Source organism: Rhizobium sp. Root149 (assembly GCF_001427345.1).
GTDB classification, from domain to species: domain Bacteria; phylum Pseudomonadota; class Alphaproteobacteria; order Rhizobiales; family Rhizobiaceae; genus Neorhizobium; species Neorhizobium rhizoryzae.
Genome location: NZ_LMGD01000021.1, coordinates 292,159 through 311,217 on the forward strand (window position 1 = coordinate 292,159; position 19,059 = coordinate 311,217).

Genomic DNA, 19,059 nt, shown 5'->3' on the forward strand with positions numbered 1-19,059 from the left:
CGCTGTCATTCGGCGTAGATCATCTTCCGTGTCATTCCGCCGTCAAGCGTCAGAACCTGCCCGTTCATGAAGCCTGCGGACGCTATATAGACAACCGCCTCCGCAATGTCCTGCGGTTGCCCAACGCGACCTGCCGGATGCTGCGCATGATCTTCTGAGCTCAAGGTTTCATCGCCGCTGATCCAGCCGGGCGCAATGGCGTTCACGCGGATTTTCGGCCCGAGACTGATCGCGAGCGCATGGGTGAGCGCGACGATGCCACCCTTCGACGCCGCATAGGCTTCCGTATGAGGCTCTGACATGAAGGCTCGCGTCGAGGCCATGTTGATGATATTGCCGCCCGCCTGCATCAGCGCCACTGCAGAGCGAGTCATCAGAAAGGCCGCAGTCAGGTGGCTGTCTGTTACCTTGCGCCAGGCATCCAGCGAAAGGGTCTCGATCGAACCGTTCACCGGCCCGGCAATGCCAGCATTGTTGACCAGGAGATCAAGACTGTCCCATCCGAGTTCGGCAAACGCGCCGTGGACGGAAGCCTCGTCGCCCACATCGCAAAAGATAGACCGGCTACCATCGTCTTGAAGCTCGGCGTCGAGTTCCTTCATGTCGAAGGAGGCGACCTCCCAGCCCAGCGCCCGAAGATGCCGCATGATTCCTGTGCCGATAAGGCCGGCACCGCCTGTCACAATCGCTCTTTTCATGAATCGTCAGATAGTTGCCTGTTTTCGAGGGTCAAGCAGACCGTTGAGACTGGATGATTGCGGCCAGCAGATCGTGCAGCCTATCCCTGTAGCCATTGGCCGCTGAAGGTGCTCCTTCTTCGGAGGTCATTGTCACGGTCATCTGCAACTCGGGAATAATGTAGAGCATCTGGCCACCATAGCCCCAGGCGAAGCGAACATCCGCCTCCCCGATCCGCTTCAGAAACCAGCCATAGCCGTAGCCATCGCCGGAATAACGGGAGTTCGTCCGCTGTTCCCATGAGGTGCGAACCCAGGCTTCGGGAACAAGCTGCACCCCCTCAGCGGTACGTCCACCGCGACGATACAGTTCCCCGAACGTGTGAAGCGACCGTGTCGTCATGGCCATCTGATTGCCGCCGAGATAAATGCCCTGGCGATCTCTGGCCCAGGAGCCGATCCGAAACCCATCGAGAGGTTCAAGCCATTCCTGCGCGAGTGCAAGCGTCGGCTTTTTGCCGACACGGGTCAGAATGGCCGACAGCAGATGCGTGGAGGCCGTCGAATACAGCATGGAACCACCGGGATCTTCGACAAACTCCTGCGCCAATGCAAAACGCACCCAGTTTCGGCTCGCCACGAAGCGTCCGTAATTGGGGCCGGACAAGGGGTCCATGCCAGTCTGCATGGAAAGAAGATTGCCGACCGTGACCCGCAGCAGGCGCGGATCGGGACTGTCAGGCAGATCCGCCTTGAGGATCGGTGCAATCGGCTGCTCGACGCCTTCAAGCAGGCCTTTGGAAATCGCGATGCCGACCAGAGCCGACACGATGGATTTTGAAGCCGATTTGATGTTCGTCGATTCGGCAGGGCTATGGCCGTGATAGCCACGCTCTGCCAGCGTCTCTCCATCGCGAGAAACGATGACGGCCTTCAAAGCCCTCAGTCTCTCTGCGCCATTGAGGCTCTCGGCCAGACTGCCATTTGGCGGATTGACCTCCTGCGCGGGAAGGCGCGTCGCATAAAGCACGAAGGGTGCGGCAAGGATGGTTCTGCGATTCAACATCCTGCTGATGTAAGGCAGAACATGCGCCAGCGTCATGCGGATTCAAGCGGATGTGAGCTATCGTGACGAGTCATGATACGCAAATCCAGAAATGAAGCGAGGGACAACGCTTTCACGTTGCCCCTCGTTCGTTCCCCCACAGAAGAGACCTGCCACGGTGCCGGATGCCCCCATCCGAACGATTCTTCATGGAGGTAGCTTGAAGTTCAGAACCGATAGGTTACACCGGCGCCCACCAGCCACGGATCAAGTTTGGCCTTGCCCGAGAGGCGGCCGAGGGTCGTATGATTGGCGCTCCAGTCGGTTTCGAGGAAGATCTTCTTCACATCGAAGTTCACGCCCCAATGTTCGTTGAACATGTAGTCGAAACCGACCTGCAAGGCCGCGCCAACATGATGATCCACCTTGAGGTTGCTGAAGCCACCCTTCTCGGATTCGTTATAGAAGAAGGTGTAGTTGATACCTGCACCGACATAGGGCTTGAAGGCGCCGAGCTCGGTGAAATGATACTGGAGCGTGAGCGTTGGCGGCAGAATCCAGGTCTTGCCCACGTTCACACCGGCCAGCGTCCCAGCGCCGCCGATCTTCGAGCTCGTCGTGCCGAGGATAAGCTCGGCAGCGAGGTTGTCCGTGAAGTAATAGGAGATATCGAGTTCAGGCGTGATCGAGTTCGAGTACTGGAGATCCGATCCGGCAACACCGTTGACGGAACCCTTGTCGTTGGGGATGACGCCCAGCGCACGAACGCGAACCTGCCAGGGGCTATGCGCAGCCGCAACGGCATCCTGCGCTGCCTGTGCGGGATCCGATACTCTCAAATCCGCCGCCTGCGCTGCGCCCGAAAGAAGGACCGTAGCCGCACCCAGGATGGCGGCAATGGCTGGTCCGTTCTTGATCATGATACTCTCCTTGGTACGTCAACTTGTCTGTCGAGGAGAGTTTCTAAAGCTGGCAACCTCTGCTGTGGTTGATCCGGATCAACACCGCTTGACGATGGTCAACCCGGACACCAATTCGCCACATCTCGTGTGGCGGCTTTGCAAAAATGCAACAGTCCGGACAGGCTCAAAAAAGAAAACTCCCTCCTGCAGGGACAGGAGAGAGCTTCACTGGAGATAGAGTAAGGCAGAATCAGGCAGCGCGGCGCAGAGTAGACGAACGGGAAAGCTTGCGCCCGGACGCGGTCAGCATTCCGGCGGCCCCCTCAAGCCAGCCGGCTTTGAGTTCGAGAGCGAGGAAACGCTCGCGGGCAAATGGTCCCGGCATGACGAGATGCTGCGTTTTTTCCGCAAAGAAGCCGAAGCGCTCATAATAGGGGGCATCGCCGACCAGCAGGATCGCACCGTGACCGCGGCCTGTGGCCTCGGCAATGGCAGCACGCATCAGTGCTGCGCCGATTCCCTTGCCCTCATGGGCTGGATCGACCGCCAGCGGACCAAGCAGAAGTGCATCCACAGCAACGCCATCGCGACCGACGCCGGCTTCCACGTTCCACAGGCGAACAGTGCCGATGACATGGCCTTGGCCGTCACGGGCAACCAGAGCCAGCCCTTCTGCCGGAACACGACCACGACGCAGCTTTTCGGACGACTTCTTGCGGCGGCCCGCCCCCATGGCACGGTCCAGCAGAGCCTCGCGGGCAACCACGTCTGCCGGTGTCTCATCGGCAATGATATAGGATTTCGGCGCAAGCAATGCGCGCACAGTGTCAAGAACAGCGGCCATCTTGGCCTCCGAAGCTCAAAACCGTTCAAACGGCTCAATCGGGAATGGTGAGATGCGGCTCCGGTTCGCGACCGGAGCCAACAGATCAGATGACGTAAGCCTTCAGCGGATCAAAGCCGTTGAAAGCAACCGCCGAATAGGTCGTCGTGTAGGCGCCCGTGCCTTCGATCAGAACCTCATCACCCACCGTCAGAGAGATCGGCAGCGGATACATGTTCTTCTCATACAGCACGTCTGCCGAATCGCAGGTCGGGCCGGCCAGCACGCAAGGTTCCTTGGCGTCGCTGTCGCGATCCGTGCGGATCGGATAGCGGATGGCTTCATCCATGGTTTCTGCCAGACCACCGAACTTGCCGATATCGAGAAAAACCCAGCGATGCTCGTCATTGTCGGACTTCTTGGACACCAGCACGACTTCAGCCTTGATGACGCCTGCATTGCCCACCATGCCGCGACCCGGCTCGATGATGGTCTTCGGCAGGTTATTGCCGAAGTGCTTGCGCAGCGACGCGAAGATGGCCTGACCGTATTCTTCCGCCGACGGAATATCGCGCAGATACTTTGTCGGGAAGCCGCCGCCCATGTTCACCATCTGCAGGAAAATGCCCTGCTTGGCGAGCTGTGCGAACACGCGCTTGGCATCGGCCAGAGCCGAATCCCAGGCATCGACCTTGGTCATCTGCGAGCCGACATGGAAGGAAACGCCGTAGGATTCCAGACCCAGCTGATGCGCATAAACCAGAACATCGACAGCCATCTGCGGCACGCAACCGAACTTGCGCGACAGCGGCCATTCAGCGCCTTCGCCGTCCGTCAGCACGCGGCAGAAAACGCGCGCACCTGGGGCAGCACGGGCAACCTTTTCCACTTCCTCGTGGCTATCGACGGCAAACAGGCCGACGCCCAGCTCGAAAGCGCGCGCGATATCGCGCTCCTTCTTGATGGTGTTACCGTAGGAGATGCGCTGCGAAGACGCGCCAGCGGCCAGCGCCATCTGGATTTCGGCAACCGATGCGCAATCGAAGTTGGAACCCAGCGAAGCCAACAGCTTCAGGATTTCCGGCTCCGGATTTGCCTTTACGGCGTAATAGATCGCGCTATCCGGCAGGGCGTGACGAAACGCCTTGTAGTTGTCGCGGACGATATCAAGGTCCACAACCAGGCAAGGGCCTTCCGGACGTCGGGTGCGGAGAAAGTCGAGAATACGTGCAGTCGTCATCGGTCAGATCCCTATAGAGCTTCTCCGGCGGACCGGAGGACAAAGACGCGCCATAAGGTGAACGAGGCCCGGCCGGTGGAAAAACCCGGTGCTTCGATCGCGCCTTATTGCGCAGGGTTTGGATCAACGCCCTGCCAAGAGCATGGATCCGGCTTTGTCTGCCATGGATTGGAGGGGATCATCCCAACCGCACTTCCGGCAATGATGGTGTGCCTCTTCAGTATTGCAGGCTGATGGAAAGCCTGCAGAGACTAGAAAGGCCCGCACCGTCGTTGCTTCAAGATGTCCTCGCATTTTCCGGTTGGCCGGAGTAGCGACTGGAGGGGTTAGTTCCAGGTACCTTACCGATTATCCTCACCACTCGAGGGTCGGCGGACACCCACAGGCACGTGCGACTTTGGGCAGCACGGAAATATGAATAATCACGGTCATAATCAAGAGGTTTTTTCACCCTCACCGCAAAATTCACATTGCGCAACGACGAGTAACGCTCCACGAAAGAAACTGAATGACAAAAGGGACGAGAGTGTGGACACGCTGACGCGCATGCGCGCCTTCATAGATGTCGTGGAAGCGGAGGGCTTCTCTGCTGCTGCAAGGCGGACGGGTCGCTCCAAAGCCCTGCTTTCCAAGTATGTTCGCGAGTTGGAAGACGATCTGGGAGCCCTGCTTCTGAACCGTACGACACGGCAGTTTTCGCTGACCGAAGCGGGCCATACCTATTATCGCAGCGCCTCCGACATCCTGAAAGAGATCGACAACCTGTCCGATCTGGTTCGGGAGGGGAATGCCGATCTCAAGGGACGCCTGCGCCTTTCCGTGCCCCGCACCTTCGTGGATGCCGATGTGGGCCAGTCGCTCATCGATTTTGCCAAGCATCACCCGGATGTTTCTCTCGAGATCGTGGCAGAAGACCGATTCGTGGATCTGATCGAGGAAGGGTTTGATCTCGCGATTCGCGTCACCCGGCTGGAAGATTCAGGAATGATCGCCCGCAAGCTGGCTGATTTCCGGATCTATGCCTGTGCGACGGCCGAGTATCTCGTCCGTCATGGACCGATCAATCATCCGCAGGATCTTTCCGGCAAGCCGGTGATCATCGACACCAATGCCCGCACGCACAATCACCTGCGTTTCCGCGATCCGCAGGGGGGAACGATCTCGGTGTCTGTCTCCGGCCAAATAGAAGTTAACAGTCCACAGGCGACGCTGCGCGCTGCGAAGGCAGGCATAGGCATTGCGCTCATTCCTGATTTCATTGCCAAGAATGCCATCGAATCAGGCGAGCTTGTTGCTGTCCTCGACGATTTCATCTTCCGCGATCGCGGCATCTACGCCGTCTATCCCCATCGCCGCTATCTGCCCGCCAAGGTCAGAAGTTTCGTCGATTTCCTTCACAACTGGTTCCGCAAATCGGCATGAGGAAGAGCTGAGACTGAAGGTGGATTGACGACAGCCGAAATTCCGTCCCATTTGCGGAAGAGAGCTTTGCGGCATCAGCAACGTGGATTCGGAAATGATCAAGAAACGGTGGCTTGCAGCCGCCCTGTTGGGCTTAACTCCGGTCTCTGCCGACGCGCATCCACACATTTTCGTGGAAGCACGCATGGAAGTGCTGGCCAACGACAAGGGTGAACTGACCGAGGTACGCAATGTCTGGCGCTTCGACGAGTTGTTTTCCTCCAGCGTCCTTCTGGATTTCGACAAGAACACCAACGGCAAGCTGGATGATTCGGAACTCGCCGAACTTGGCGAGACGATGCGCACCTCGCTTGCGGACTTCCATTACTTCACGACGATCACGCAGGACGGAAAGAACATCCCGGTCCTGAAGCCGGATGTCATCCATGTCAGCGTGCAGGACCAGCAGGTTCTCGCCTTCTTTGCCGTCAAACCGTCGCAGCCGGTTCACCTCAAGGGCCGACTGGCATTCGGCATCTACGATCCGTCGCTGTATACCTCGATCGATTTCCCCAACGACGCAGATCTTGTCCAGGAAGGAAAAAGCTTCGGCGCCTGCAAGAGGCAGGTCGTGCGCCCCAATCCGGATGAGGTGATCTCCCAGAATCAGGCCTCGCTGACCGATGCCTTCTTCAACGATCCGTCAGGCACGGACATGACCAAACTCTTTGCAACACGTCTGGAGGTGACATGCTGAGGAAGCGATCCATCGTCATCGCGGGCTGCATGATCCTCGGCGTGGCCATCGCCGCCCATGCGCAATCGCCGCTGGGGGTCGGAACGGCAGAGCCATCTTTCAACACGGGTGGTTTCCTCGGTCCTTTCCTCGGCTGGATCAATGCCTGGCAACAAAGCTTCTATCGCGCCTTGACGGGCTCACTGCGGGCCATGCGGGAAGACCCGTGGGCGCTGAAAACGCTGATCGGCCTGTCCTTCGCCTATGGCGTGTTTCATGCCGCAGGCCCCGGCCACGGCAAGGCTGTGATCTCCTCCTACATGATCGCGAATGAGACGGCGCTGAAGCGCGGCATCATGATTTCGCTGATCTCGGCCCTGCTCCAGGGCGTGGCAGCGATCGGTCTCGTGATCGTCGCCTATATGCTTCTGCGCGGCTCCGGCATTACCATGACCAAGGCCACCTGGGCGATGGAACTGGCAAGCTTCGGCATGGTCACGCTGTTCGGTCTCTGGCTGCTGGGGCGAAAACTCTATGAACTGCGGCCTCGCTATTCCTCGCTGCCGATTTTTGCCAATGCCACTCCCGGTACTGGCGCAACCGGGCTGAACTTTCAGGCCATCGAAGTGGGCCATGACCACGCGGACCTGGCACCCGGCACCTATTGTGCCGATTGCGGCGAACTGCATATTCCAGATCCGGCAGCATTGAAGTCCAAGGATTTCAGCCTGCATGAAGCCTGGTCGGCCATGATCGCGGTCGGACTTCGTCCCTGCTCCGGCGCCATCCTCGTCATGAGCTTTTCGCTTTTGAACGGGCTCTATCTGGGAGGTGCGCTTTCCGTGCTCGCCATGTCGCTGGGCACTGCCATCACCGTCTCGATCCTGGCCATCATCGCCGTCGGCGCGAAGGATCTCGCCGTTCGTCTTGCAGGCCCACGGTCACGCGGCGCGCGCCTCGTGTCCAACGGTATCGAGGTCTTCGGCGCACTGTTCATCGTACTGGTGGGCGCCACCCTGCTGGCGGCATCGCTTCAGGGCAGCATGGTGCAGGGTGGCTGAACCAGAGCGGTATCAGTCGCGCTTGCGCTGATGCCGTGCCCTCAGCCAGAAGATGGCGAAAAACGAGAGGACTGCCACGGTGCCGAAGGCTGCTGCAAGCCACGGTGAGAAATCCGCCAGCCAGAGCATGATGGCAGGCATCGCAAAGAACAGCAGCAGAAAGCCAAAGAAAATGACGGCGGCCGCAATGGCGGGCGATTTCTGGCCCTGCCCGCTCATGCTGCTTGTTCCTGAAGTTCAGCGCGAACCTCTTCCAGGCGCCGCTTCTGGTGACCATGGTCGTCAAAATTGGATGGATCGAGCCATGCCTCAAAGGCTTTGGCCAAAACCGGCCATTCGCCATCAATCATCGAGAACCAGGCCGTATCGCGGTTGCCTCCTCGCGAAATCATGTGCTGGCGGAAAACGCCTTCAAACGTGAAGCCATAGCGCAGAGCCGTGCGCTTGCTCGGCTCGTTCTCGTTATGGCATTTCCATTCGTAGCGCCGATAACCGAGATCTTCGAACACATGCCGCGCCAGCAGATAATGCGCTTCCGTCGACAGCGGCGAGCGCGTCATGCCGGCACCATGCGCGATGGAACCCACCTCGATGACACCGTTTGCGGGATCGGGACGCATCAGCGTGCCCATGCCCACCACTTCGCCATCTTCCTTGTCCCGGAAGACGAAGGTGACGTAGCCAAGTCGCGTGTTGATATCGTCGATCCAGTCTGCAAACTCATCCGGCGTCCGATAGGTCTTGTTGGGGAAATAGCGGATGAGATCGTTGATCCCCTCCTCGCCACCAAGCGCATCCCATAGGGTGATACGGTGAACTGCCCGCTCATACGGCTCGGCAATGACATAGCGCCCTTCCAGGCGCACAGGTGCCGGCGCCGGGCAGCCCTTGAAATTCGCAAGATCGCGCATCGTGTTATTCCCCTCACTCTTGGGCTCAAGGCTTAAGCGAGGCAGGCGACAAAAACAACTGCGCCGCATGCCGCACCGCTAGTGGAATGAATTTGACATTTGGTTTCCGCCCACCGCACGCTCTCAAAGCAAATGTCGGAATCGAACCACTAATTTATCCCGAGCGGGAGACATCGGTTACAGGCTGACCTTGGCCGAAGAGACTGTCGCCTCGATATGGTCGACCAGCGGATCCGGCAGTTTCAACCGACCGGCCAGAAGGTCCAGATAGCCGCGCTCGGCCCTGGTATCCGGATCGATTGCCAGACGCGACGCGGTGTAGATCTCGACGCGCTGCTCCTCGGTTCGACCAGCGGCCACCAGCGCATCGAGGTCGATCGGGTCAGCAAGCTCCTTTGACAGGAAGGCCTCGGCTTCCGCGCCAAGATCGACCTCGTGAACTTTCTCCATGATCTTCTGCCGTTCGAAGGCATCGATATGACCATCTGCCTTAGCGGCAGCGATCATTGCGCGCAGAAGCGTCAGCGCAAAATCATTGCTGAGCGAAGGCGATTCGAAATTGAAGGGAGAATCGGCTGGAGGCTGAAGCGCGGACGGATCCACCGGGCCGGACTGCGGCGCCTTTCCGGACTGGTAATTGCGATAGGCGAGATAACCAAGGCCAGCGACTGCGGCGATACCGCCAAGCGTTGCGACATTCCCGGCGAGTTTTCGGCCCGTCTTCGTGCCGAGTATGGCGGCGGCAAGCGCGCCAGCCTTCATCGGATTGTTGCGAGCAAAGCCGCCCACCTGATCGGCACGCCCCTTGACTGAGCCGGAAAGGCCAGGAATCTGCGAACCAAGGAACTGATCCAGAAGCTTCTTCGCGTCGAACATTCATCTTCTCCCTGTTGGTCTTCAGGCAGGAGATAGGAAGCCCGACGCGAAATACAAAGGCGTTCAGCCCTTCAATGCGGCCGCTTCCGATGCCAGTTTCGTGATTCCGGCCCAATCGCCAGCAGAAACCAGCTCCTTCGGAGCAACCCAGGATCCACCCACGCAAACCACATTCGGCAGGCTCAGATAGTCCCGAGCATTCTTCAGCGAGATGCCACCCGTCGGGCAGAAGAGCGTTCCAGCCAAGGGCGAGGACAAAGCCTTGAGGTAAGCGGAACCACCAGCCTGCTCGGCCGGGAAGAACTTCAGCACATCATACCCGGCCTCGCGAAGCGTCATCACTTCGCTGGCCGTCGCGGCACCCGGCAAGAGCGGCACGGAACTGTCCTTTGCCGCAGACAAGACACCCGGCGCGACGCCAGGGCTGACGATGAAGGTCGAGCCTGCCTTCACAGCGGCATCGAAATCACGACCGTTCAGAATGGTTCCGGCACCGACATTGGCGCCTTCGACTTCCGCTGCAACCGCCTTGACCGCATCGAGAGCAGCAGGCGTGCGCATCGTGATCTCGATTGCGCGCAGGCCACCGGCGACCAGCGCACGCGCAAGAGGAACAGCCGAGGCGACATCTTCCACGATCAGAACCGGTACGACCGGCTGGAGCTTGAGAATGGACAGAAGGCTTTCGGTTTTGCTGCTCATCATGGACCTCCCGGAGGATGATTTTGAAACGATTGAAAAACCCTTAGTGTCCCTGCGGCAAGGTGTCGAGCGGAAAAACCGCCTGCTTTCCGTTCTCGCTCTGGTTTGCGCGCCGAGTTTACAATAGGTTGTCGCAACAGACGCGATAGGGAAGCTGATGGCCAAGGAAATCGAGCGCAAGTTTCTGGTTCGGTCCGATGAATGGCGCACCAGAGCGGTATCGAGTGCCAAACTGATGCAGGCCTACATCACCGTGAACGAGGACCGCAATGTCCGTGTCCGGTTGATCGATGGGACGTCAGCACGCCTGACCATCAAGGTCGGCAAAAGCGCGATGGTGCGCGATGAATTCGAGTATGAAATCCCTGTTCGGGATGCCGAGGAACTGACCTCCTCCGCCATTGGAATCGTGATCGAGAAGGTTCGCCACCGCGTCCCCATCGCAGGCAAGACCTTCGAAATCGATGTCTATGAGGGCTTCTATTCCGGTCTTGTCGTTGCGGAGGTTGAACTGGAAAGCGAAGAGGACCATTTCGAGCGCCCCTCCTGGCTCGGTGAGGAAGTAACCGGCGACCGGCGCTACTCGAACATGATGTTGGCTACGAATGATCTGGCATCGGAGTTGATCCATGGCGTTTCGCATCAGGCCCTCTAGATCCTTCCCGCAAGAATTCCGCCGTGTCACACGTTCTCAGTTGAACGTGGCAATCGAAACGCTGCAACAGCGCGAGAACGGCGTTCATGAGGCTATCCACGCCGCACGCAAGCGCTTCAAACGGGTGCGTGCGCTCTATCGGCTGATTGAACCGGATTCGAAAGACTTTCGCCATCGGGAGAATGCGCGCATCCGGGATATGGCGAAGAGCTTGTCCACGGTGCGGGATGCGACTGCACTGGTCGAGACACTCGATTATCTCCAGTCGGTGACGGACCAACCGGACGAACTTCGATCGCTGGCAGAGGTTCAATCATGCTTGCGCGATCGCCGCGATCGGATCGCAAGCGAGGAAGAGCACGATCTGGAGCGCAAGCTGAGTGACGCGGTTGCAACCTGCACCGATGCAGTGGCAGCGCTTGACGAGCTGGAGATTTCCGCAAGCAGGGCAAGAACCGCCCGGCGGCTGGAGCGGGTGTGGGCGAAGCAGCTACGAAAGGCTCAGCGCGCAATTACCGCCTGTCACGAAACGCGCGCCGAAGATGCCTTTCACGAACTGCGCAAATGCGGCCAGATCTACTGGATGCATCTGGCGATCCTGAGAGATCTTTGGCCGACCGCCATGAAGGCAAAGGAAAGCGAAGCCCGCGCGCTCGTCGCGCTGCTTGGTCATGAGCATGATCTCAGTGTGTTGTTGCAGGTGATCAATGAAGACCCGGCGCTGGTGCCGGATAGTGATAGCCTCGCGCATCTCTATGCCGCCATTATCCGCAGCCAGCAATCTCTGCGGGAACAGACGTTGGACCTCGCAAGCCATGTCTTTGCCGAGGATCCTGCCCGCGAAGCCAGCATTATCGCAACGCTCTGGAGCGAAGCATCCGACTGAAAATCCCTTCGTTATCCTATTTTTAGGGCTCCAATATTGATGACATAGAGTCAATTTCGTAGCGCTATTATATCTTTTTACGAGTGTTGATTTAGTCTTTTTTAATTGAGTAGACGCACTCTCGCCCCGGGGAACAACGGGGGACTTCGACATTGCTTTCGCGCCGCCTATTCTGCGCTACCACCCTGACGATCGCGGCTTTTGGGGCCGTAGCACAGCCTGTGAAGGCTGCGGGGACGGACACCATCTATTACAATTCCAGTGGCAACAAGGAAAAGACGCTGGGCTTCGAAGTCTTGAAGCTAGCGCTTGAAAAATCTGGCAAATCCTACGCCTTGAAGCCTTCGCCAACGGGATATAGCTCGAACGCCGGCATGGTGGATGCCATTGCCAACGGCGCCCAGATCGATATCGCCTGGGTCAACGCATCGAAAGCCGTGTCGTCAAAGCTTCTTTCGGTACCCTTCCCTGTCGACATGGGTCTGGGCGGCTATCGTCTCTTTCTGATTGATTCCAGGCGACAGGCAGAGTTCAGTACAGTCCGCAACCTGCAGGGTCTGAAAAATTTCATAGCGCTGCAAGGCACCGGTTGGGCCGATGTGGACGTCTTGCGCAAATCCAATCTGACCGTGCGTACCGGACCGCAGAAAAATCTCTACAGGATGACAATCGGCAAGCGCGGCGACTACTTCGCCAGAGGCGTCAATGAAGCCCTGAACGAACAGGCCAAGCAGGTTGCGGAATTGCCCGATCTTTCGGTCGAAACCTCGCTCGTCCTGCAATATCCGTCTGCCTCCATCTTCTACGTCTCGAAGGCTCGGCCGGAACTGCGTGACGATCTGATGCGCGGCCTCGAAGCCGCCTGGAAGGACGGTTCGTTCCAGAAAACCTTCCTGTCGAACCCGGACATAAAGCTGGCGCTGGACAAGGGAAACCTGAAGAGCCGCACCATCATTAAGATCCCGAATCCGAACCTGCCGGAAGACATCCTCGCCATGGACGAGCGCTACTGGTTCAAGCCCTGATCCCGGGCTGCAGGCATCTTCCGTCTTTCATACATCTCAGGAATTAGACGCATGTTCAAAAGCAAGTCCGTTCGCATGCAGGTCATGCTGCCCTCTCTGGCGCTCATCGCCATCGGCTCCATCGCGCTCAGCGGTTATTCGGTCTGGTCGCAGGCCGAGGCACAGCGGGAAATGTTCGATCGCAAGGTCAACCTCACAGCCTCCATGACAACAGCCGGCGCATCCACCGCCCTGTGGCAGTTCGACAAGGGTCTCGCGAAGGAAACCTTCGACCCGGCCACGACGGATGCTGATTTCCGCGCCGCCGTGGTGATGGACGAGACCGGCAAAACCTTCTTCTCTTCGGGAGAAAATGCAGCCGTGGCAGCCGCCGCGAGCCATGCGGCCAAGCCAGGCGCCATCACAGAGGACTCACCCCTCAACTTTTCCGTCATCGCGCTGAAGCATACGGAAGAAGGCAAGGAAATGACCATAGGCAAGATGGTGCTGGCCTTCGATTCGACCGCCGTCATGCAGGGCATCTGGGCCTCGCTGCTGGGGCAGGCTGCCATTGCAGGTCTGACCCTGCTCGGCTCTGCCATCGCACTTCTCTTCCTGCTTCGGGGCATCACCGATCCGCTGCTGGCACTTTCGACAGTCATGAAAAAGCTGTCCTCCGGCGCGCTGCAGACAGAGGTTCCCAATCAGGACCGCGCCGACGAAATCGGCGAAATGTCCCGCGCGGTTCAGTATTTCAAGCAAAGCGTCCAGCAGGCGACACAGTTGCAGGAGGACGCAGAACAGAACCGCTCGCAGGCCGAAGAGGATCGCCGCCTGAAAGCCGAGGCGGAGAAGCAGCGCATGCAATCCATGGCTCAGGCCAACCAGGCTCTCGCGCGTGGCCTGAGCGCTCTTTCCCACGGCGACCTGACCGTCCAGATTGAAGAGCGGTTCACGCAGGAATACGAAGAACTGCGTACGAACTTCAATCAGGCAGTCGCCCAACTGAGACAGACGCTCTCGGTCGTGGTGTCATCGGCCATGAACATCGATGCCGGCACGCAAAACATCGCATCGAACACCAACGATCTTTCGCGCCGGACCGAACAGCAGGCAGCATCGCTTGAAGAGACAGCAGCGGCGCTGGATGAAATCACCGCCAACCTGTCCTCTTCCCTGCATCGCACGGAAGATGCCCGTCGCGTAGCGACCGAAGCTAACCAGAACGCCATGCGCTCTGGCGCAGTCGTCGCGCAGGCTGTTGAAGCCATGAGCCGGATCGAATCCTCTGCAACGCAGATCTCGAACATCATTGGCGTGATTGACGACATCGCCTTCCAGACCAACCTGTTGGCTCTGAACGCCGGTGTGGAAGCGGCCCGCGCTGGCGAAGCCGGAAAGGGCTTTGCAGTGGTCGCACAGGAAGTACGCGAACTTGCCCAGCGTTCGGCCAATGCCGCACGCGAAATCAAGGTTCTCATCCAGAACTCGACAAATGAGGTAGAGGCTGGCGTGCGGCTCGTTTCCGACACGGGTGCAGCACTCTCAAGCATTGGGCAGCTGATCGTTTCCATCAACGACCATGTCGGCGCCATCGCCATTTCGGCGCGCGAACAGTCGACCGGACTGGCGGAGATCAACACCGCCGTCAACCACATGGACCAGAGCACGCAGCAGAATGCGGCCATGGTCGAGGAAACGAGCGCCGCGTCCACCGCGCTTGCCCATGAGGCGGCACGCCTCAGAGACCTCGTCGTGCAGTTCAGCCTGGAAAGCCCCGGCGCAGCCGTGAGAAACCGCTACGCAGCCTGATCAAAAGACCCGAAACCAATGGCCCTCCCCTTGAGGGCCATTGTGGGGGCCCATTGTGAGGGCCATTTTCATCGACGCGTCAGGGCTTGATGAAAGTCAAAGTAAGGCTGAACCTCGGAATTCCGTTGATTTGCGGGCTCCAAGGGATTATTTCGCCAGTCATGACCGACATCACCAACACCTCCGCAGGCGCGGAACCGGGCTCGTTCCTCGTTGCAGCGCTCTATCATTTCGCCCGCTTCGAAGGCTTCGCGGATTTCCGCGAGCCGCTGCAGACCCTGTGTGATGAAACCGGCGTGAAAGGCACTCTGCTGCTGGCGCGCGAAGGCATCAACGGCACCATTGCCGGAACCGATGCAGCCATTGCAAGCGTACTCTCCTTCATCCGCGCCCGCCCGGAATTCGCACATCTGGAGCACAAGGAAAGCCGCGCATCCAAGATGCCGTTCCTGCGCATGAAGGTGCGGTTGAAGAAGGAAATCGTGACGATGGGGGTCGAGGACATCGACCCCAACCGGATCGTTGGAACCTACGTCGATCCGAAAGACTGGAATGCGCTCATCTCCGATCCGGAGACGATCCTGATCGATACACGCAACGACTATGAAACGGCGATCGGCATCTTTAAGGGTGCGGTCGATCCGCAGACAAAGACCTTCCGCGAGTTTCCCGATTGGGTTCGCAACAATTCCGGCCTGCATAACAAGCCGAAGATCGCCATGTATTGCACCGGCGGCATTCGCTGCGAGAAGGCAACGGCCTTCATGAAGGAGCAAGGCTTCGATGAGGTTTATCACCTCAAAGGCGGCATTCTGAAATATCTCGAGGAAGTGCCGGAAGAAGAAAGCCTTTGGGAAGGCGCCTGCTTCGTCTTCGATGAACGGGTCTCCGTGACGCACGGCCTGAAGGAGGGCGATCACAAGCTGTGCCACGCCTGCCGCGAGCCACTGACGCCCGAGCACCGCGCCTCACCGCTGTTCGAGGAAGGCGTCTGCTGCCCGAACTGCTACGATACGCGCACGGAAGCCGATCGCGACCGCTATCGTCAACGGCAGAAGCAGATCGCACTGGCCAAAAAGCGCGGCGAAAAACATCTCGGAAGCTGAACGAGCGAATACAACCGAAGCCTATTCGGCCGCCCGCAGTCTGGGTGGAGAATCATAGGTCTGGCGGACGAGGCGCGTGATCTCCTCTGCCGGGCTCGGTCTGCCGAACAGATAGCCCTGCAACAGTTCGCAACCCGCCAGCCTGAGCGCATCCGCCTGCGCGCCCGTCTCCACGCCCTCTGCCGTCACGGGCATATCCAGCGCGCGTGCCAGCGCGACCGTTGCATGAAGCAGTTCGGCAGAGCGCTGGTTTTCGGTAATGTCCTGAACGAGTGTCTTGTCGATCTTGACCCGGTCGAACCCGAACTGGCGAAGATAACCCACGCTCGAAAAGCCTGCGCCGAAATCGTCCAACGCCACGCGAATACCCATGCCGCGCAACATTTCAAGCGTCTGGCGGGCACGGGCCGGGTTCTGGATGAAATAGGTTTCAGTCAGCTCCAGAGTAAGGCGTCTCGGTTCGATGTCCGCCTCCTGCAGGATCTCTTCCACCCGGCCGACAAAGGCAGGATCGCGGAACTGGCCGGGTGATACGTTGACCGAAAGCGTGAGTTCCGGCCACTGACGCAGCTCGAAACAGGCCGATCTCAGAACACACATGCCCAGCAGATCAATAAGCCCTGTGCTTTCTGCAATCGGAATGAAGACATCCGGAGAAACGGGTCCATGCCCTTCGCGTGTCCAGCGGGCCAACGCCTCCACACCAGCGATCCGGCCATTGTTGGACCGCACAACGGGCTGATAGGCAACGCCGATTTCCTGCCGTTCGATTGCCGCACGCAGGTCAAGTTCCAGCTGATTGCGCATTTCGCGCTCATCGTCCATCGACGGATCATAGAGCGTCCAGCGACCGCGGCCGTCTTCCTTCGAGCGATACATGGCCATATCTGCCCGACGAATGAGTTCCTCGCTGGCCACGAGACCCTTTCGGGACACGGAGAGCCCGATGCTGCATCCGATGACGGCGACACGCTCGCCAATAACCAACGGCTCGCTGAGAAACTCAAGAATTCGCTCTGAAAGCTCCGAAGCCTTCTTGTGAACGTCAAAGCCTGAAAAAGCCATGGCAAACTCATCGCCACCGACACGGGCCAGAACCGTTCCTTCCTGGCAAAGCACTTTGAGGCCGGCAGAAACGCACCTGATCAGAAGATCACCGGTTGCGTGTCCATAGGCATCGTTGACTTCCTTGAAACCGTCGAGATCGAGATAGAGAAGCGCGACATCATGGTTTTCATGCTGGGCATGGACCACAAGCTGCTGCAGATCGCTGAAAAGTCCGGCACGATTGGCAAGGCCGCTAAGGCGATCCGTAAGAGAAAGCCGAACAGCCGCGGCCTCGTCAGCACTCATCCTCTTCAGTGCCTGGCTACCGCTCACAAAAAGAAGAGCCATGTAGATGGCAATCATCAGGACGGCGCACCATACGAGCGGTCGGACCTGTGCAAGGCTCGTATCGCCGGGATAGCGCGGAACCCAGGATAATGCGGCGAGTTGCTCGCCTTGCGGGTTGAAAAGCTCGACGCGATGGGAACTCCGGTCGTTTCCACGTTCCAGCGCAAGACCGGGAAGCACATAGGCCTGCGAAAGGCGCGTCACCGTCGTATCTGTCAGGTGGCGCAGGAAAACGATATAGCGGCTCTCTTCCAGCAGACCGACACGTTCTCCGGATTTCTTGCGAATCAGGCCTACAGCCATCGCCGCAATGCCGGTCTTGGTCCGGGCAAAGCCAGTTGCTTCAGGATAGTCCTCCTGGCGCGTTGACCTTACCCTGTCGAACAGCGTGCGCACGTCCACTGTCATGTATGCGTCGAGTTCCGGCTGGATGTCCTCGCCATTGGCATGGGCCGTCAGCGCATTACCCTGATGATCAAGAATGATTGCCGCATCGAAGAGCTCGCTGTTGAAGCTCATGTCACCGAAGTTGCGCTTGAGCCAATCCAGATCCGGCTGGATGTAAGCAAACTGCACGGCATCATCCCAGGCAGCATAATCGTGCAAGGTCGCAGCAAGCTGGTCCCGGAAGGTGCGAACAGCGCCGGTCACCGCCTCGCGCGAACGATCCTCATCAAGCTGGTTGGCGTAATGGGCAACACGGTCCAGGGCTGTGAAGACCATGGAGGAAACGCAGATCATCACGGCGCCGAAGATAAGCAGCATCGAGCGAACCGCCGATCGCCGATCGACCTTCGCTGCGGATTGCTTGAACTGGGATGAGACAAACCGCATTTACACGCCCTGATACACCCGGCGACTTTGAACGGTAAGCGTTCGATTTTGGTTAAAGTTCATCGCGGGATCAGGCGGAAATTATTGAGATCGCTGACATCTCGATAGCGCGACCTATAAAATGGGCCAACCTGGCCCATTCTGGGTGTTGCTGAAGCAAAATGAACGGGTGACAGCCTTCGAAAGGCGGGGCTTAGGCTGCGAGGTTGAATCCTCGATCAAATCGTTCGAACGAAGGTTTGGCGAGCACATATCCCTGGATCAATGTTACACCAAGATCCTGAAGGACCTCGAGTTCCCCTGCCGTTTCCACGCCCTCGCAAATCGGTTCGATACCGAGATCGGTCAGCATGGCCAGCGTATGACGCACGACTTTGCGTTTGGCCTGATCTGTATCGATATTGCGGATCAGTTCCATATCAAGCTTCACGAGATCAGGCTGGAACTGCGCCAGAAGATTGAGCCCGGAATAGCCGGCACCGAAGTCATCGATCGCCGTCTTGAAACCCATGCTGCGATAGGCCTTCAGGATCTTGAGAAGATGATCCGGGTCAACCCGCTCGTTCTCGCAGAATTCGAAAATGATCCGCTCCAGCGGGAACTGGCACTGTTCTGCGGTCTCCAGTGTCATGCGGATACAGGCGCGAGGTTCATACACCGCGTTGGGCATGAAGTTGATCGACAGCATCTCCGACGAACGCGGGTCATAAAGCTTGGCTGCCAGTTGAATGGCGGTTACCCGGCATTTCTGGTCGAAGGCATAACGGGTCTTATCGTCGACGCGTGAGAGAACACTGCCAGCCCCGGAGCCGTCGACACCTCGAACCAGAGCTTCGAAGGCGAAGGGCTGTCCAGTGCGTATGTTGACGATCGGCTGAAAAGCCATGGAAATATCAAAGTCCAGTCCTTGGCCGTCGCGGCAGCCTGCACATTGAGCCGACATAAATAAACCTCCTGTTATATCAGGATGATTCCATAAACTGGTTAAGTAAA

Annotated in this window: 19 protein-coding genes; 8 read left to right on the plus strand and 11 right to left on the minus strand. The window is 58.4% G+C overall.

The window, feature by feature from the left end; genetic code table 11:
• Nucleotides 1-5: 5 nt before the first annotated feature.
• The 5 genes from ASD54_RS16850 to odc2 all read right to left on the minus strand — a co-directional run bounded on the left by ASD54_RS16850 (nt 6) and on the right by odc2 (nt 4,687).
• On the minus strand, nt 6-698 hold the full coding sequence (locus ASD54_RS16850) for an SDR family oxidoreductase (RefSeq protein WP_062555769.1): 693 nt from the start codon (nt 696-698) through the stop codon (nt 6-8).
• Between the two features lie 31 nt (nt 699-729).
• The gene (locus ASD54_RS16855) at nt 730-1,779 is read right to left on the minus strand and encodes a serine hydrolase (RefSeq protein WP_244484782.1); all 1,050 of its coding nucleotides are present in this window, start codon (nt 1,777-1,779) and stop codon (nt 730-732) included.
• A gap of 170 nt (nt 1,780-1,949) precedes the next feature.
• Entirely contained in the window at nt 1,950-2,642 is a 693-nt protein-coding gene (locus ASD54_RS16860) for an OmpW family protein (RefSeq protein ID WP_062555770.1), read from the minus strand.
• A 232-nt stretch (nt 2,643-2,874) separates the two neighbouring features.
• Nucleotides 2,875-3,468 carry an N-acetyltransferase gene (locus ASD54_RS16865; RefSeq protein ID WP_062555771.1) on the minus strand — a complete coding sequence of 198 codons (594 nt, stop codon included), beginning with the start codon at nt 3,466-3,468 and terminating at the stop codon, nt 2,875-2,877.
• Between the two features lie 85 nt (nt 3,469-3,553).
• Entirely contained in the window at nt 3,554-4,687 is a 1,134-nt protein-coding gene (gene odc2 / locus ASD54_RS16870; RefSeq protein ID WP_062555772.1) for an ornithine/lysine decarboxylase, read from the minus strand.
• A gap of 528 nt (nt 4,688-5,215) precedes the next feature.
• Between odc2 and ASD54_RS16875 the strand changes: the two genes are divergently transcribed.
• The 3 genes from ASD54_RS16875 to ASD54_RS16885 all read left to right on the plus strand — a co-directional run bounded on the left by ASD54_RS16875 (nt 5,216) and on the right by ASD54_RS16885 (nt 7,885).
• On the plus strand, nt 5,216-6,109 hold the full coding sequence (locus tag ASD54_RS16875) for a LysR family transcriptional regulator (protein WP_062555773.1): 894 nt from the start codon (nt 5,216-5,218) through the stop codon (nt 6,107-6,109).
• Nucleotides 6,110-6,203: 94 nt separating this feature from the next.
• Nucleotides 6,204-6,845: a DUF1007 family protein gene (locus ASD54_RS16880; RefSeq protein ID WP_062555774.1), complete on the plus strand. Its 642-nt coding sequence runs from the start codon at nt 6,204-6,206 to the stop codon at nt 6,843-6,845.
• Complete coding sequence (locus ASD54_RS16885; protein WP_062555775.1) at nt 6,839-7,885, plus strand: nickel/cobalt transporter; 1,047 nt, start codon at nt 6,839-6,841, stop codon at nt 7,883-7,885. Before ASD54_RS16880 ends, ASD54_RS16885 begins: the two co-directional genes overlap by 7 nt.
• Before the next feature lie 12 nt (nt 7,886-7,897).
• Here the strand turns inward: ASD54_RS16885 and ASD54_RS16890 are convergent, their stop codons facing one another.
• The 4 genes from ASD54_RS16890 to ASD54_RS16905 form a co-directional block, all read right to left on the minus strand.
• Nucleotides 7,898-8,104, minus strand: a complete 207-nt coding sequence (locus ASD54_RS16890; RefSeq protein ID WP_062555776.1) for a hypothetical protein — start codon at nt 8,102-8,104, stop codon at nt 7,898-7,900.
• Nucleotides 8,101-8,796 carry a GNAT family protein gene (locus tag ASD54_RS16895; RefSeq protein ID WP_062555777.1) on the minus strand — a complete coding sequence of 232 codons (696 nt, stop codon included), beginning with the start codon at nt 8,794-8,796 and terminating at the stop codon, nt 8,101-8,103. Before ASD54_RS16895 ends, ASD54_RS16890 begins: the two co-directional genes overlap by 4 nt.
• A 177-nt stretch (nt 8,797-8,973) precedes the next feature.
• Nucleotides 8,974-9,672: a tellurite resistance TerB family protein gene (locus ASD54_RS16900; protein WP_062555778.1), complete on the minus strand. Its 699-nt coding sequence runs from the start codon at nt 9,670-9,672 to the stop codon at nt 8,974-8,976.
• Between the two features lie 63 nt (nt 9,673-9,735).
• Nucleotides 9,736-10,374: a 2-dehydro-3-deoxy-phosphogluconate aldolase gene (locus ASD54_RS16905; protein WP_062555779.1), complete on the minus strand. Its 639-nt coding sequence runs from the start codon at nt 10,372-10,374 to the stop codon at nt 9,736-9,738.
• 157 nt (nt 10,375-10,531) lie between these two features.
• Here ASD54_RS16905 and ASD54_RS16910 point away from each other — a divergent pair, with 157 nt between their 5' ends.
• The 5 genes from ASD54_RS16910 to ASD54_RS16930 all read left to right on the plus strand — a co-directional run bounded on the left by ASD54_RS16910 (nt 10,532) and on the right by ASD54_RS16930 (nt 15,837).
• Nucleotides 10,532-11,029 carry a CYTH domain-containing protein gene (locus ASD54_RS16910; protein ID WP_062555780.1) on the plus strand — a complete coding sequence of 166 codons (498 nt, stop codon included), beginning with the start codon at nt 10,532-10,534 and terminating at the stop codon, nt 11,027-11,029.
• Nucleotides 11,004-11,915: a CHAD domain-containing protein gene (locus tag ASD54_RS16915; protein WP_082547255.1), complete on the plus strand. Its 912-nt coding sequence runs from the start codon at nt 11,004-11,006 to the stop codon at nt 11,913-11,915. Before ASD54_RS16910 ends, ASD54_RS16915 begins: the two co-directional genes overlap by 26 nt.
• A 152-nt stretch (nt 11,916-12,067) precedes the next feature.
• The gene (locus tag ASD54_RS16920) at nt 12,068-12,940 is read left to right on the plus strand and encodes a hypothetical protein (protein WP_062555782.1); all 873 of its coding nucleotides are present in this window, start codon (nt 12,068-12,070) and stop codon (nt 12,938-12,940) included.
• A gap of 51 nt (nt 12,941-12,991) precedes the next feature.
• Entirely contained in the window at nt 12,992-14,731 is a 1,740-nt protein-coding gene (locus ASD54_RS16925) for a methyl-accepting chemotaxis protein (RefSeq protein WP_062555783.1), read from the plus strand.
• A 161-nt stretch (nt 14,732-14,892) separates the two neighbouring features.
• Nucleotides 14,893-15,837 carry a rhodanese-related sulfurtransferase gene (locus ASD54_RS16930; protein ID WP_062555784.1) on the plus strand — a complete coding sequence of 315 codons (945 nt, stop codon included), beginning with the start codon at nt 14,893-14,895 and terminating at the stop codon, nt 15,835-15,837.
• Between the two features lie 21 nt (nt 15,838-15,858).
• Here the strand turns inward: ASD54_RS16930 and ASD54_RS16935 are convergent, their stop codons facing one another.
• Both ASD54_RS16935 and ASD54_RS16940 read right to left on the minus strand, forming a co-directional pair.
• Nucleotides 15,859-18,066 (minus strand): bifunctional diguanylate cyclase/phosphodiesterase, encoded by a 2,208-nt coding sequence (locus ASD54_RS16935; RefSeq protein WP_062555785.1) that lies wholly within the window; start codon nt 18,064-18,066, stop codon nt 15,859-15,861.
• A gap of 193 nt (nt 18,067-18,259) precedes the next feature.
• Nucleotides 18,260-19,009 (minus strand): EAL domain-containing protein, encoded by a 750-nt coding sequence (locus ASD54_RS16940; protein WP_062555786.1) that lies wholly within the window; start codon nt 19,007-19,009, stop codon nt 18,260-18,262.
• Between the last annotated feature and the right edge of the window lie 50 nt (nt 19,010-19,059).